General features: G+C 36.1%; 14 protein-coding genes. 8 read left to right on the top strand and 6 right to left on the bottom strand.

Annotated elements, in window-relative coordinates; genetic code table 11:
- Nucleotides 1-65: 65 nt before the first annotated feature.
- Nucleotides 66-902 (bottom strand): methylenetetrahydrofolate reductase [NAD(P)H], encoded by an 837-nt coding sequence (metF, locus tag B9T35_RS08565; RefSeq protein WP_086190707.1) that lies wholly within the window; start codon nucleotides 900-902, stop codon nucleotides 66-68.
- Between the two features lie 189 nt (nucleotides 903-1,091).
- A complete protein-coding gene (gene ahcY / locus B9T35_RS08560) occupies nucleotides 1,092-2,474 on the bottom strand; it encodes an adenosylhomocysteinase (protein WP_086190706.1) in 1,383 nt (460 codons plus the stop codon).
- Nucleotides 2,475-2,695: 221 nt separating this feature from the next.
- On the opposite strand from ahcY, the gene B9T35_RS08555 reads away from it, so the two are divergent.
- Together B9T35_RS08555 and B9T35_RS08545 are read left to right on the top strand one after the other, a co-directional pair.
- Nucleotides 2,696-3,235: a cysteine peptidase family C39 domain-containing protein gene (locus tag B9T35_RS08555; RefSeq protein ID WP_086190705.1), complete on the top strand. Its 540-nt coding sequence runs from the start codon at nucleotides 2,696-2,698 to the stop codon at nucleotides 3,233-3,235.
- Between the two features lie 518 nt (nucleotides 3,236-3,753).
- Nucleotides 3,754-4,689, top strand: a complete 936-nt coding sequence (locus B9T35_RS08545) for a DUF4424 family protein (protein WP_086190703.1) — start codon at nucleotides 3,754-3,756, stop codon at nucleotides 4,687-4,689.
- Nucleotides 4,690-4,813: 124 nt separating this feature from the next.
- Here the strand turns inward: B9T35_RS08545 and B9T35_RS08540 are convergent, their stop codons facing one another.
- A complete protein-coding gene (locus B9T35_RS08540; RefSeq protein WP_086190702.1) occupies nucleotides 4,814-5,326 on the bottom strand; it encodes a tetratricopeptide repeat protein in 513 nt (170 codons plus the stop codon).
- 197 nt (nucleotides 5,327-5,523) lie between these two features.
- On the opposite strand from B9T35_RS08540, the gene B9T35_RS08535 reads away from it, so the two are divergent.
- Together B9T35_RS08535 and B9T35_RS08530 are read left to right on the top strand one after the other, a co-directional pair.
- A complete protein-coding gene (locus B9T35_RS08535; protein WP_086190701.1) occupies nucleotides 5,524-6,348 on the top strand; it encodes a hypothetical protein in 825 nt (274 codons plus the stop codon).
- A gap of 290 nt (nucleotides 6,349-6,638) precedes the next feature.
- Nucleotides 6,639-6,899: a hypothetical protein gene (locus B9T35_RS08530; RefSeq protein WP_086190700.1), complete on the top strand. Its 261-nt coding sequence runs from the start codon at nucleotides 6,639-6,641 to the stop codon at nucleotides 6,897-6,899.
- Nucleotides 6,900-6,986: 87 nt separating this feature from the next.
- Here the strand turns inward: B9T35_RS08530 and B9T35_RS08525 are convergent, their stop codons facing one another.
- Both B9T35_RS08525 and B9T35_RS08520 read right to left on the bottom strand, forming a co-directional pair.
- Nucleotides 6,987-7,373 (bottom strand): carboxymuconolactone decarboxylase family protein, encoded by a 387-nt coding sequence (locus B9T35_RS08525; RefSeq protein WP_086190699.1) that lies wholly within the window; start codon nucleotides 7,371-7,373, stop codon nucleotides 6,987-6,989.
- A 302-nt stretch (nucleotides 7,374-7,675) separates the two neighbouring features.
- Nucleotides 7,676-10,156, bottom strand: a complete 2,481-nt coding sequence (locus B9T35_RS08520; protein ID WP_086190698.1) for an acyl-CoA dehydrogenase — start codon at nucleotides 10,154-10,156, stop codon at nucleotides 7,676-7,678.
- A 494-nt stretch (nucleotides 10,157-10,650) separates the two neighbouring features.
- Here B9T35_RS08520 and B9T35_RS08515 point away from each other — a divergent pair, with 494 nt between their 5' ends.
- The gene (locus tag B9T35_RS08515; RefSeq protein WP_086190860.1) at nucleotides 10,651-11,061 is read left to right on the top strand and encodes a hypothetical protein; all 411 of its coding nucleotides are present in this window, start codon (nucleotides 10,651-10,653) and stop codon (nucleotides 11,059-11,061) included.
- Nucleotides 11,062-11,124: 63 nt separating this feature from the next.
- Here B9T35_RS08515 and lipA read toward each other — a convergent pair whose 3' ends face one another.
- Nucleotides 11,125-12,138 (bottom strand): lipoyl synthase, encoded by a 1,014-nt coding sequence (gene lipA / locus B9T35_RS08510; protein WP_086190697.1) that lies wholly within the window; start codon nucleotides 12,136-12,138, stop codon nucleotides 11,125-11,127.
- A gap of 191 nt (nucleotides 12,139-12,329) precedes the next feature.
- On the opposite strand from lipA, the gene sthA reads away from it, so the two are divergent.
- The 3 genes from sthA (at nucleotide 12,330) to B9T35_RS08495 (ending at nucleotide 15,646) form a co-directional block, all read left to right on the top strand.
- Nucleotides 12,330-13,745: a Si-specific NAD(P)(+) transhydrogenase gene (gene sthA / locus B9T35_RS08505; RefSeq protein WP_086190696.1), complete on the top strand. Its 1,416-nt coding sequence runs from the start codon at nucleotides 12,330-12,332 to the stop codon at nucleotides 13,743-13,745.
- A 171-nt stretch (nucleotides 13,746-13,916) separates the two neighbouring features.
- A complete protein-coding gene (locus B9T35_RS08500) occupies nucleotides 13,917-15,068 on the top strand; it encodes a winged helix-turn-helix domain-containing protein (RefSeq protein WP_086190695.1) in 1,152 nt (383 codons plus the stop codon).
- Between the two features lie 92 nt (nucleotides 15,069-15,160).
- Nucleotides 15,161-15,646 carry a hypothetical protein gene (locus B9T35_RS08495; RefSeq protein ID WP_086190694.1) on the top strand — a complete coding sequence of 162 codons (486 nt, stop codon included), beginning with the start codon at nucleotides 15,161-15,163 and terminating at the stop codon, nucleotides 15,644-15,646.
- Nucleotides 15,647-15,665 lie beyond the last annotated feature (19 nt).

Here is a 15,665-nt window from a genome sequence, read left to right as displayed (position 1 = left end):
AAATCGATAAAAAGGGAAGTGTATTTGGCTCAATTATCATTAAGCCAAATAAGATATTTTTTAAATTAAGCTAAGCCTAAATCCAAGACCAATTGACGGTTTGGTTCAGTATGATTCATTGAATAGAAATGAAGGCTTGGTGCACCGCCTGCAATCAGACGTTCACACAATTTCACCACAACTTCATGACCAAAAGCTTTAATACTTGCTGAGTCATCACCGTAAGTTGCCAGTTGCTTACGAATCCAACGTGGAATTTCAGCGCCTGTACCATCAGCAAAGCGAATTAAGTTGCTTGCATTGGTAATTGGCATAATACCAGGTGCGACAGGAATATTAATCCCTTCTTTTTGCAGACGATCTACAAAGTAGAAATAGGCATCTGGATTAAAGAAAAATTGAGTAATCGCTGCATCAGCACCAGCACGCACTTTATTGATAAAGTTTTGAATATCTTTATCAAAGCTGTCTGCTTGAGGATGCATTTCAGGATAAGCCGCAACTTCAATATGGAAATGATCACCTGAATGTTGACGAATAAATGCCACAAGATCAGAAGCGTATGGGAGTTCACCTAAGCCGACTTGACCTGAAGGTAAATCACCACGCAATGCAACAATACGGTTAATGCCTTGCGATTTATATAAATCCAGTAATTCAGCAATACGTGCTTTGCTATCACCAATACAAGACAGGTGAGGTGCAACAGGTGTACCTTTGCCATTAAAATCATTGATTGCAGCAAGTGTACGTTCACGCGTTGAACCACCTGCACCATAAGTTACAGAGAAGAACTCAGGGTTTAGTAATTGTAATTCTTGATGAACAACACGTAGTTTTTCCGCACCAACATCAGTTTTGGTCGGAAAAAATTCAAACGAAATTGGGACACGTTTGGTCATTTTTCAAATCCTTTTATAAATATTTATGATTTTTATTTACCCTTACCTTGACCCCATCTGAGAGAAATAACACCCTCAGTTTGAATTAAAGAAAAGTCCTCTCTTTACGAGGGGACTTTTCTTCCATTAATCCTGAAAAGGATTTCCCTCTCTAGTTAAGAAAGGGTTAGGGAGAGGTATAGATAAAACTTAGTATTTATAAGTCTCAGATTTGAATGGACCTTCAACTGCAACGCCCAAGTAATCTGCTTGAACTTGCGTTAATTGAGTCAACACACCACCGAAACCAAGAACCATCGCTGCCGCAACTTCTTCATCCAATTTCTTAGGAATAAGTTCTACACGGATTTGAGCCGCTTTTTCAGATTCTGGAAGATCAGCAAATTTTTCAGCAAATAAATGCATTTGACCCAATACTTGGTTGGCAAATGAACCATCCATAATACGTGATGGGTGACCCGTCGCATTACCAAGGTTAACTAAACGACCTTCAGAAAGAAGGATTAAATAGTTATTTTCGTCTTCTGAACGATAGACTTGGTGTACTTGAGGTTTAACTTCAACCCATTTGTAACCACGTAAATAGTTAGTATCAATTTCGGTGTCAAAGTGACCGATATTACAAACAACTGAACCCGCTTTTAATGAATCTAACATTGCAGAATCACATACGTGATAGTTACCCGTTGTTGTTACGATCAAGTCAGTATTTTGAAGAAGGTCTAAGTTAACGTCTTCTTTTTTACCTGTTTGTACCCCATTTTTGTATGGAGATACAACTTCGTAACCATCCATACATGCTTGCATTGCACAGATTGGATCAACTTCAGTGACACGTACAATCATGCCTTCTTGACGAAGTGATTGAGCAGAACCTTTACCTACGTCACCATAACCAATGACTAGCGCACGACGACCAGATAAAAGCATATCTGTACCACGTTTGATCGCATCATTGAGTGAGTGACGGCAACCGTATTTGTTGTCGTTTTTAGATTTTGTTACAGAGTCATTTACGTTGATTGCAGGAACTTTCAACGTGCCGTCACGAAGCATTTCATACAGACGTTGAACACCCGTCGTCGTTTCTTCAGTCACACCGTGAATTTTTGCAATCACTTGTGGGTATTTTTCATGAACGAGTAATGTTAAATCACCACCATCATCCAAGATCATGTTGGCATCCCAAGGCGTACCATTTACATTCACTTGTTGGTCTAAACACCAGTTGTATTCTTCTTCAGTTTCACCTTTCCAAGCAAAAACAGGAATACCCGCAGCAGCAATTGCAGCAGCAGCATGGTCTTGAGTAGAGAAGATGTTACAAGACGTCCAACGAACTTCAGCGCCTAATTCAACGAGGGTTTCAATTAAAACCGCAGTTTGAATGGTCATATGAATACAACCAAGAATTTTTGCGCCAGCAAGTGGTTTTGCAGCCGCATAGCGTTTACGCAAACCCATAAGGGCAGGCATTTCAGCTTCAGCAAGTTTGATTTCTTTACGGCCGTAATCTGCAAGTGAAATATCGGCAACTTTATAATCTGTAAATGAAGCATTAACCGCGTTCATCAGGATCTCCTAGGAAAAAAATAGATTGGATCGTTATGTTCGCGGATGCCGTTGTTGATCAAATTGAAGATTTGATCGATGGTCGAGCCTAGCGCTTTTACATTTAGAGCCTGTAAAACGTCGCAGCATCCCTCGACTTGCGGAATATTGTACTTGGAAATGCGTGGAGTTCCAATCTTGTTTTGCTTATTATCAGTGCAATTGTATTTTGGAATGAAGTTATGACCTTAAAGATCCCTGAAACCTTGTTAGCGCTTGAGTCAAATTGTGGTGTTTTTGCGTTATGGATGCTATTTCAACATCATGGTATTGATAAAAATATAAATGAACTCATCGATATCTCTGGACATGATAGTGAAGAGGGTACATTTACCATTACTTTGGTTGTTGCATTACAAAAATTAGGTTTTGATGTGACTTTTTATACTGATGTAGATCCAAATGTTGATCCAAGAGAAGTCATTTATTACGAAAAATGCAACATATTAGGTATCTCAATTGAATCGGCTTTAAGTTACCAACAGCTTCAAGATGCTGTGAATGATGGTAAGTTTGTGATTGTGTATTACGATACTTTAGATGGTGTGGGTAATCAGTCGTTGGTATATTCAATAGATAATGACGAAATTTGTTTTTTTGATTCATTTGATCCAATGTCTAAAGTTATATTTGAACAACAACGTAAAGTTGATGGTATTTGCAGGCAAGCGATTGTGATTGATGATCTTAGTTTTGATTTATATTCAACACAATTGAATTAAGTTGATGATTTTTTTGCTGAGGATCTGTTTTATTTTGATGATAGGATTATCATCAATTACGAGACAGTCTATTTGATTCATTCAAATTGATTTTGACTCAATATCAAATTTGACATTGTTATTTGTCTAAATGAATTAAAAATTTATAAGAAGAATGATAAATGAGGTTTAATTTTACACTTGATCAGCTGTTTATTTTTACAGTGATACTTTTCTTAAGCCAAATAAGTCATGCGAGAAGAAACGATGTTGAATTATTCAAAGACCCTCAAATGCTATGTATCTTATTTTTCACGATGATTGGTGGAGTTGTTATTTGTTGGGTTTCATTGAAAGTTTCAAAATTCACTCAAAAAAAGGGAATATGGCAATCTTTGGTGATTTATTTAATCGGATTAATAGGTATTGTCACTATTCTTTATACACTCATTTCATTATTTATTTTTATTTCTGAGCATGTCAGCTCAACTTGGTGATTTTTCATAAATTATAAATTTACTTAGATTGGACCAAACAATATGCTAAAAAAAATCGGTATTCTTATGTTTATTAGTGTTCAGACACTTGCAAATGACAGTACAGGCTATGTCGGTACAGGAGGGATTCAATATTTAAAAAATTCAAATATTACAATGCAGAGTGAAGATTTATTTATTAGTAAAAAGCAAATTCGAGTAGATTATCAATTTAAAAACTTAAGCAATAAGAACATCACGGAAACAGTTTTATTTCCTTTACCAAAATTAGATAATTTTTTTGATGGAGGTGATTTTGCACATACGGATAAACTATTAAAAAGTTTTAAAATTATTGTGGATGGTCGAAGTATTCAACCTGAAATGCACGTACGCACCTTTATTCAAAAAGATGAAAAATCTCCTTCGATTGATACAACTGACTTATTCAGAAAATGTGGTTTTACTGATGCTGAAATGTTAAATCCGTGGAGTAGAAAAAGTGATGAATACGAAGCTTTTGAAACTAAATTAAAACAATGTAAAAACCCTGAATTGCAAAAGTTATTACCAAAAAGTGAGACAGATATAGTTCCATGGTCTTCGCAAGTGATTTATAGTTGGAAACAAACTTTTAAAGCCAATTCATTGACACGAGTACAACATCAGTATGTACCTTTAGTCGGTGGTTCAGTCGCTGTATATCCAGAAGAAGATATAAAAGAATATTGTATGGATCAAAGTTTTAAAGCAGGTTTGAAAAAAGCAAATTCAGAGCAAGCACCTTACTCTGCATTGGGATATATTTTAAAAACAGGAGCAAATTGGGCAAAGCCAATTCAAGATTTTAAATTGATAATTGAGCGAGATTCGAATGAATTGGTTTCATTTTGTTGGAATGGGAAAGTTAAAAAAATAAGTCCAACACAATTTCAAATTGTTGAGAAAAATTTTATACCTCAACAAGATTTAAATATTATTTTTGTAGGCAAGCGTTAGTTAAAAAGCCAATTTTTAATTGGCTTTTTTAGAGACTTCTTGCAAAAGGACTGTTTATTTTACTTTTAAAGAGAAAATTAAAGAACTTATGCAATATGTCTGATTATGAGATGAATCATTTAAATCATTCGGCTGATTTTGCTTTTTCAGACCACTCATCTGCCTTTGCTTCATCTACATCTATGCCTAAGCCATGCTCATAGATACACGCTAAATCACGCATTGCTTGAACTTCACCTAATTCCGCTGCTTGCTGAACCATTGCAATTGATTTAGCAACATCTTTTTCAACAACATCACCGCGACGGTAAAATGTAGCCAATTCTAAAATGGCAGAGGGATGTTTAAATTTACTGGCTTGTTCTAACCAACGGAAGGCATGTTCAAAATAGGTTTTTGCTTCTGTTGGATCTTCTTCACGTAAATCCTTTGCATAAACTGCATAACCTTCACCAAGCCAATACATTGCTTCAACATGACCTAGTTGAGCCGCTTTTAATGCCCATTCTTCAGCATGTTCATTATCATCCTCATCTTCGCTTTGCATATAAATTTCAGCTAAAGCAAATTGCGCATCGGCTTGACCTGCAGTAGCACGATTCAAAAGTTCGGTTGGAATTGAGAGAGGTTTTGACATACAACATCCAAAGGAAAAATTTTGTATAGCTTAAAGATTTGGTGGGAAAAAGCGAAGCTTAAATTTTAATTTAAAAATTTTATATTTTGCTTAACTCTAAAATATTACTTCACTTACATAATCATAAAATCTCTATAGAAAGAATAAAGTTATTCTTCAAAAACAATCAAACATCATTCCGTAGAAATTGAGATTTAATGGATCAAAATAATTCGAAAATAAAACAAATTTTAGGATGGATCATTGCTGTTCCAATGCTTTTGCTTGGTGTGTATCTGTGCTTATTTGAACATGAAAATCTACGTGTTATCGTGTATGCAAGCCTAAGTTACGTACTTTATTTTATTTGCATAGGGCGTAAGCAATATATAAAGTCAGATTATCTCATTCATTTTTTAGGTTTATTTATCTGCTATATCGTTTTACAAATTATTTTAAGAGCTTCACCATTTTTACAACTACATGAATTTAAATTAACATATCCAACATGGCAAAAAGCTTCGCAGGTACAAATTGTTGACCAAGAAGAACATACACATCATGTCAGCAAGGGGATTAACTATGCGTATATGAATGTGATTTATCAATATGAGTTTGATCATAAAAAATATTCTACGGAGCAAGCTGATATTGCTCGTCAGTACCACTTATGGCTTTGGGAAGACAATCAAAAATTATTAGACTTAACAAAAATGAAATTTAATCAGGCATTAAATCAGAATGAACAAGAAGTTTATGTGAATGTTCAACAGCCAAGTGAATCGATTTATTTTTATAGTCAACATTGGTTAGATATACGGGGTTCATGGATTGCTCATATCTTATTTTTACTGCAAATTTTTTCAATTTTAGCCTTAGTCGGCGTTTTAGGTATTGTTGTCAAGAAAGTGATTAATCCGAATAATACGATTCAAACATGGTCTAAGTCGAAAAAGATGATTTTTGCCATTATTTTCTTTACCGCTGCTTGGACATTTTTAATGGGATGCTGGATTTTATTGATGTATTTGACACATCCTTAATTCATACATGACAAAACTGTTTGCTGTATTTTTAAATTTTTATAGTCTAGAAATTATAGTGCTAATGTAAAGGCAGTAGCCGAAACGATAAGATAAGATGACAAAGCAATATCATTTTTACTCTTTATTTCATGCTATACCCTAAAATAAAAGTGAGCCTGATGATTAAGTTGAAAATAGCTCAATAGGGTCAAAGGTATTACAAAATAAAAACAATGCATTGAAGATGAGCGTTGTACTTTTAAATTGAATTTTGAAAATGAGTTATCTATTCAATTTGGAGAATAAAAATGACACAGTTTTTACATGCAGATCAAGCCAAAGAAATTTCTCATAATGTAAATTTGAATATCGAATTATATAAAAATCGTTTAGCTAATTTGATTGAAGAAAGTGCCAAGCAGGGAAGTACTGCTGTATTTACCGTACTACCGAAACATTTACCTCTAGAAGAGATTCGAGCTTTGTCTGCGGAGCTCACGCAATTGGGTTATCAAGTTCGTTTTGAAGTAGATGAGTTCTTTTATAGTTTGAATGTGTATTGGATTTAATTTATTTATTATTTTTTAAATAAGAGCTTAAGCCTAAAACTTAAGCTCTTTCATTATTAGGATGTCTATAAATTTAAATTCAAAAAATTATTCGCTTTTTTGATATTCATTAATCACTTCAAGTGCAGCACGAAATGCTTCTTGCGTTGCAGGTGCGCCACAATATGGAAGACTGTGTAAAAGTACTTCCTGAATTTCCTCAACGGTTGCACCATTATTTAAGGCACCACGAACATGACCTTTTAGTTCTGTTGGGCTTTTTTGTGCAGTGAGGAATGCAATGGTAATTAATGAACGATATTTACGAGGAAGAACGCCTTCACGTTGCCAAGTCGAGCCCCAAGCATGTTCATTAATCCAGTCTTGTAGCGGTTGAGTAAAAGGCACAGTATTGTCTTGTGCACGTTTTACAAATGACTCACCCATAACTTCTGTGCGAACTTTTAAACCATTTTCATAATCTTGTTGTGACATCGTTTTACCCTAAGATCAAACATTTATTTTGTAGATTCGACTTTTGCATAAAGCTTTTACATTTTTCTTTAAAGCAGAAGATAATGTGCTTTATCCTATTTGTGCAAGCTGTCTACTATACCGACTACGAATGAAAATGATTAGTAAATTGTCTTCATGGTTCACCCAACTTTTTTTCATAAAACAACGCAGAACATGAAGCAAACAGTGTTTGAATATTTTGAATTGTATTTTATAAAAGCACTCTATCTCCCTAAGTAAGGGGAAATAGAGTGCTGATAAAAAGTTAAGAAATCGATCATTTAATGCAATGGCGATAAGTGCGGATTGTCTAAAGGTAGAACCTGCTCAAGATTTTCATCAAAAATATCAGTCAACATGCTGTCATAGCGCATTGCATTATATTCAAGTAATTGCTCTGCTTCATTTTGTTGAATAAACTGAATTGCAAGCGCATCTTGAATATGCTCTTCAAAGGTTAAACCTTTAAATTGACCTTTTGATTCAGCCTTTTTAAATTTATTCCAAAGCTCTTCAACTTTAAGCAACATTTGGAAGGTGACTTCCATACGTCCTGTCGCAGAGTTTGGATCCATACTGTAATAGACATGTTGCTTTAATAGATCACGGAAAGCATTTTCTTCCATAATCAAATCACCTGCTTGTTGTTTCAATTTATCACTTGGTTGCGCAAGAGGGCGACCAAATGGGAAGCAAATAAATTTCACTAAGTTTGATGCAAGTGGAACAGGGAAATTATCAAATAAACCCATAAATGCTTCTTGTGCTTGATACAACACTTTTTCTAAAGCAAGTTTTGCATGGATCTGTTCTTGCTCAGTTTTTTGACCATGTTCATAAAATTTTAAAATCGCAGTCGCAATAAACATTGAGGCATGCATATCAGATAATCGTCCTGAAAGCATTTCTTTACGTTTAATATCACCTGCCAATAAACCTAAGCACATATCCGCGGTTAAAGCGAAATTTGCACTTAAGCGGTTGATGGTTTTGTAATATGGGCGAGTAAAATGATCTGCACTTTCAGGTGCGTGACTGGAACCGCCTGTAAAGCCGTAGGTAAATGCACGGGCAGTACGGTTAAAGGTATAACCTAAATGCTTAAACAGCATTTCATTAAATGCTTTTAAAGCGGAATCTTTATCTTCGGCTTGTAAAAGTTGTAATTCTTCAAATAAATAAGGATGACAACGCATTGAACCTTGACCGAAAATCATCAAAGAACGACTTAAAATATTGGCACCTTCCACGGTAATGGAAACAGGAATGGCTTGATACATTTGGGCTAAAAAGTTACGAGGACCTTGCTGAATTGCACGACCACCAACGACATCCATACCGTGATTGACCAATTTACGCATGGTTTCAGTGGCATAATATTTTGCCATTGCAGTCATCACAGCAGGTTTACCTCCTTGGTTTAATCCACATGTGACTAAATAACGAAAGGCTTCCAACATATAAGTTTGGCTTGCAATATCACTGGTGACTTCCTGAACGCCCTCAAATTTACCCACGGAAATTTTAAATTGCTGACGCACTTTGGCAAATGCACCGACGGTTAAATAGGTCATTTCACCTGCAGCAGTGGAAAGAGCGGGCAATGAAATTCCACGGCCAACGGCTAGGCATTCCATCAGCATGCGCCAACCTTTACCTGCATTTTTTGGACCGCCAATAATCCAGTCGATTGGAATAAAGACGTCCTTACCTTCAACTGTGCCATTCATAAAGGGTGAACCACCTGGATGATGACGTGGTCCGACATGAATGCCTTCATGTGATGATGGAATTAAGGCACAGGTAATACCATATTCTTTCTTCTGCGGATCTCCAAGCAAGTCACCGATTAGACCATCAGGGTCATACAGTTTAAATGCAAGCCCAACCACTGTTGCGACAGGGGCTAAAGTAATCCAGCGTTTGGAGAAGTTCATTTTTAAACCCAGAACTTGTTTACCTTCAAACTCACCCTGACAAACCACGCCAGTATCTGGAATAGCACCAGCATCTGAACCTGCTTCAGGACTGGTTAAGCCGAAACAAGGAATTTCAGTCCCTTTGGCTAAACCGGGTAAATAACGATCTTTTTGTTCATCTGTTCCATAATTTAATAGAAGCTCACCTGGACCAAGTGAGTTTGGCACCATACAGGTTACGGCAGCCGTTAAAGAGCGAGACGCTATTTTGCTCATGATTCTGCTTTGGGCAAAAGAACTGAATTCACGACCACCATAAGATTTTGGAATGATGAGACCAAAGAAACCATTGTCTTTAATAAATTGCCATGCTTCTGGCGGTAAATCATTATGGGTATGAATTTCCCATTCATTTAGCATTGCACAGAGTTGTTCAACTTCATGATCAATAAAAGATTGTTCTTCTTCCGATAATTCAGGGTATGGATAAGCATCAAATTTAGACCAATCAGGTGCACCCATAAATAATTCTTTTTCCCACCAACTGGTTCCTGCATCTAAGGCTTCACGCTCAGTAGTACTCATGGTTGGCATTGCATTGGCTAATGTTTTATACGCAGGTTTGGTGATGAGCGCCATTCTTAATGGATTAATCATGACAATTAAGCTGATGAGGATCAGTGGAATGCCTAGAATGAGCGACCAAGGCGTGATCAATGCACATAAAACAGCAATGATGATAATACTGATTGCCCCAGTCATCCTAGAAAATGCGAAAAAGAAAATGATCCATAGTGCAATAAATTGAATCAGCAAGCTAAGTAAAAACAATAAAAAGGTCATAAAAATTGAACTCCTATGGATGCTTCTTTTTGAGTTTTGCTGAATGTAAATAAATAGAAATCGGGCTTTATATATTGAATTAATTCTATTTGTTTACGTTGAAATTGAATTTTTTGAAATGATTAATTGAATAAAAAACATTCATGTTTATCTAGTTTTTAACTTTTTTTTGACCTGTTGTTCAAGTGTGAAAGCATTATGTTTTGTCACGAAGCGTTAACATCTCATCTGTAATTATTTAATTTATCTACAAAATGGATGCGTGATTATAAAAGTTGAATATTTTTTACAGGCTAAAATTTAACGAAGTTATGACCAGTATTAGAGCGTCCATATTTAGAAATAACTTAATTGTTGTATGTGTATTTAGCCTTAGTCTTTATTGAATAAAGCAAATTTTAAATATGACAACAATGCAGTGGAATTTAATTCAAAAGGAACTAAAAATGAAAAGCTTAATCCATGTAACTTTGCAGAAAGTTTTTAAGAAAAGCATGATTCAGAAAGTTAGTTTAGTCGCGACAGTTTTACTAAGCTCTGGAATGAGTTATGCAGCAGTCTGTAATAAAACAATCAATAACAATGCGGTTGGTAGTCTAACTATACCTTCAGGAGCAACTTGTATCCTGAATGGCACTTCTGTTGATGGCAATGTGAGTGTGCAGAAAAATGGGACATTTATTTTAAATAATTCATCGGTGAGCGGCAGTGTACAAGCGGATACAGCCAAAGCAATCAAACTGATTAATTCAAGTGTGGAAGGGGATGTCAAAGCAACTCAAGTTGCCACTTCACTGAGTTTGGATAAATCGATGATTTCAGGAAATTTGTACTGTTCATCACTGGTGAAACTTTCAGCCAATATGAGCAGTATTGAAGGTAAAACGATTGGGAAATGTAAGTAAATCAGCTTGTAGTCTTTGAATTAAAAAAGCCCTCAATCAATGAGGGCTTTTTGTATCTATGATTTAAGCTTCAATCGTTTGAACGGCAATTTTTTTCGCAGGATCCGCTTTACGACGTACAGCAGGAACAGGTTCACCATAATATTGACGGTCTGCAAAATAACTTGAACGAACCATTGGAGCTGCCCAAATATTTTTAAAACCTAATTTTTGACCATGTGCTGTGTAGCGCTCAAATTCTTCAGGCGTTACAAAACGGTCAAGCGGTGCATGTTGTTTAGACGGTTGTAGATACTGACCAATGGTAATGTAATCCACATCATGAGCACGAAGATCATCAAGCAGAGCAAGAACCTCTTCTTCAGTTTCACCCAATCCAACCATCAAACCACATTTGGTTGGAACATCTGGACAGTATTCTTTAAACATTTTTAATAAGGTTAAAGAGTGCTGATAATCTGAACCTGGACGCATCGCTTTATATAAACGAGGTACGGTTTCAATATTGTGGTTAAACACATCAGGTGGACATTCAGTCATGATGCGTAAGGCAATATCCATACGACCACGGAAATCTGGCACTAAAATTTCTAAGAGTGTTTTAGGGCTTAAAGCACGCGCTTCTTTAATGCAATCGACAAAATGCTGTGCACCACCATCCAATAAATCATCACGGTCTACAGAGGTGATCACTGCATATTTCAAACCAAGATTAGAAATAGTTTCAGCCATGTGACGCGGTTCATCAGCATCTAAAGCATTCGGACGACCATGTGCAACATCACAGAAAGGGCAACGACGGGTACAAATATCGCCCATGATCATAAAGGTTGCTGTACCACCACCGAAACATTCAGGTAGGTTAGGACAAGCGGCTTCTTCACAAACGGTATGGAGCTTTTGCGCACGTAATGTTGTTTTAATACGTTGAACTTCATCAGGCGCAGCCATTTTCACCCGAATCCAATCAGGCTTTCGAGGCGTTTCAACCGTTGGTATAACTTTTACAGGAATACGCGCAACTTTTTCTGCACCACGTAACTTCACACCCTGTTCAGGTTTACGGTTCTCTGACATATTCAACTTTTCCACTGTTTTTTGACGGGGGATATTTATCTATATTATAGCGGAATTGCAAAATGATAGGGTAAAAACACTATTCATTTACTAAATGTGGTCATCACGCAATATATGCTAGGTAAATACAGAAAAGTGGTGAAGATTAGGTCATAATAGACAGAAGATGAAACAGCATTAAGGAGCTTTGAATGCCACGTAAGAAAGAAGTCGTTAGTGGGAACTTTGCAAAATACGATGCAGTCGTACTTGGATCAGGACCTGCTGGTGAAGGCGCGGCAATGAAGCTGGCGAAATCTGGTAAGCGAGTTGCAATTGTGGATATACGTGAACAATTGGGCGGGAACTGTACCCATGTGGGTACCATTCCAAGCAAAGCATTGCGTCAGACCGTTTCAAGTATTATTCGTTATCAACGTGATCCAATGTTTAAAAAAGTGGGGGATTGGAAACAATTCACCATGAAACAAGTATTGCGCAATGCACATAAAGTAATTCAACAACAAGTAGACACGCATTCACGTTTTTATGATCGGAATAATATTGATGTATTTCATGGTCGTGCGTATATCCAAGACAAAAATACAGTTTTAATTTTTAGTGATGATGGCATTAAAGAAACGCTCAGTTTTCAGCAAATGGTGATTGCGACAGGTAGTCGGCCATATCATCCTCAAGGTTTAGATTTTAATCATTCACGTGTATTTGATTCAGACAAAATTTTAGATTTGGATTATCCAATTCATAAAATCATTATTTATGGTGCGGGTGTAATTGGTTGTGAATATGCATCTATCTTCATTGGTTTAGACCATAAAGTTGATTTGATTAATACTCAACATCAATTGCTCAGCTATTTAGATGATGAAATTGCTGATGCTTTGTCATATCACTTACGTGAACAAGGTGTATTGATTCGTCATAACGAACAAATTGATCGTTTAGAAACATTTGATGATCACGTGGTGATGCATTTACTCAGCGGTAAAAAGATTAAAGCTGATGCAATTTTATGGTGTAACGGACGTTCTGGTAATACTGATGGTCTAGGCTTAGAAAATGTTGGAATTAAGCCAAATAGCCGTGGTCAGCTTGCAGTGAATGAACAATATCAAACTGAAGTTGATAATATTTATGCGGCAGGTGATGTGATTGGTTGGCCTTCGCTTGCTTCGGCTGCTTATGACCAAGGTCGCTGTGCTGGTTCGAATATGAGTGGTGAAATCGGTGTTAAACCTGTAACTGATATTCCTACAGGTATTTATACCATTCCTGAGATTTCTTTCTTTGGTAAAACTGAAAGTCAGTTGACTGAAGAGAAAATTCCGTACGAAGTCGGTCAAGCATCTTTCCGTCATTTGGCACGTGCGCAAATTACAGGGGATACGGTTGGTGAACTTAAATTGTTATTCCATCGTGATACTTTAGAGCTATTGGGTGTGCATTGTTTTGGTAATAATGCTGCTGAAATTGTGCATATTGGACAAGCTGTGATGCAAGGTGGTAGAAATACCATTAAGTATTTTGTTGAAACAACCTTTAACTATCCAACGATGGCAGAAGCCTATCGTGTGGCAACTTTAAATGGTATGAACCGTTTGTTCTAAAATTTATAGTTGCTTTAAAGTGATATGAAGATGAAACCCGTAAATTAAGATTTGCGGGTTTTTTTATCGGTTAGATAAATGAATGATGAAGAAAGTATTCATGATGTACTAAGATTGGATTGTTTGCCCAAAGTCTATTTAAGAACATAAACAATAACAGTGAATATATGAATGACTGAATTATTAAGGTATTTGGCTTTGTTTAAACAAGGTCTAGGACAGCAAGCTATTTTTGGTGAGGGCTTGGTTGGAACACGCCGTGCGATTGAATATCTTGGCTATGTCCAGATTGATACCATATCTGTGGTAGAACGTGCACATCATCATATCTTGTGGAATCGTGTACCGAATTATCAACAAGAGCATTTAAATCATTTAGTTCGAGAAAAGCAGATTTTTGAATATTGGTATCATGCTGCATCTTATCTGCCGATGCAGGATTATCGTTATGCTTTGCCACAGATAGAAGCGATTCGAAAAGGTGAACATCGTTACTTTAAAAATGGCGATCAACATTTGATGAATGAAATTTTGGCGAAAATAAAAGCCGAAGGAAAAATACGTTTAAGAGATATTGATAAAAAAAATAAAGCAAGCTCGGGAGGTTGGTGGAATTCAAGTGCAGGGCGTCGTGCTGTAAATCAATTATTCATGCAGGGTGATGTGATGATTTGTGAGCGCAATGGCATGGAAAAAGCCTTTGATCTCACAGAAAATTGTTTACCGAATAATATTGATTTAACAGTGCCAACATTGAATGAATATGCAGAATATTTATTTCATACCACGCTTAGGGCACATGGTGCATTTACATGGAAGCAATTGTTGCATTTAAAAACAGGACAACACATGCGTGATGCGATGCGTAAAGTGGTTGATGTACAGTTAGATATGGGAATTATTCAGCAATTTAATACTGCGGATGGAGACATTATATATGCCGATATTACAGCATTAGAGCAGCTTCCAAAGCTTGAAGCTACGGTGAAGATTCTTTCGCCGTTTGATAATTTGGTGATTCACCGCGATCGTTTGAGTTCACTGTTTGAATTTGATTATCGAATGGAATGTTATGTCACACCATCCAAACGAGTATTTGGTTATTTTTGCTTACCGATTTTATATACTGATCGGCTTGTGGGTAGAATAGATTGTAAGGCACATCGTGCTGAGAAAAGATTACAAGTGTTAAGTGTACATATTGAAGATCAAATACTGGATCGAGATTTATTTTTATCCTTATTGAAAAGTGAGTTACAACGCTTTGCTGAATTTAATCAATGCCCAATCTTGGATGATGGGGTGTTGGATAAAATACACTAAACTTTATACAATACAGATATTGAATACTCATTAAATTTTGTTTGAGTATTCGAGATAATTAAACCTAATAAATAAGAGTGAAATAACGAACAATGAAATTAATTTTAAAAACTAAAATGCTGAAAATAGCACTATTGAGTTTATCTATTTTGATCTCTGTTACAGCATTGGCGGCTGTAGAAAAAATCGGTAGTTTTGACATTATCATGAGTCCTACACAGGTTTTCCAAAATAATGGTATTGCCTTGAAACCAATTCAAGATCAAGACGATTTTGTTTTTAATCATGAGAATGAAAGTTATGCAGTTGTCGCAAAACGTGCCGATGGAACAGTTGCAACTGTGGTTCGTCAGCCGAGTGATATGAATCCAGGTAAGTATTTTTATATGGGCTATTTTTTCAACTGTAAGCAAAAAACGGATATTCCGATGATTTTTGAAGATGAAAAAGAATTAACGGATATTTTAAAATCTGCTCCATCGACATTCACTGCGCAAATTAAACAAGATCAATCTGCTCAGAATTTTGATGACAGTATGGGTGTTCATGATTTATATTTATTGTCTTGTCAGAAATAAATTCCTACTTTCTGATTGA

Origin of the sequence: Acinetobacter sp. ANC 3832, from assembly GCF_002135415.1 — a bacterium.
In the GTDB taxonomy this organism is placed as follows: domain Bacteria; phylum Pseudomonadota; class Gammaproteobacteria; order Pseudomonadales; family Moraxellaceae; genus Acinetobacter.
The sequence above is the reverse complement of the archived record's forward strand: the minus strand, read 5'-3'. Positions and strand labels throughout refer to the sequence as shown.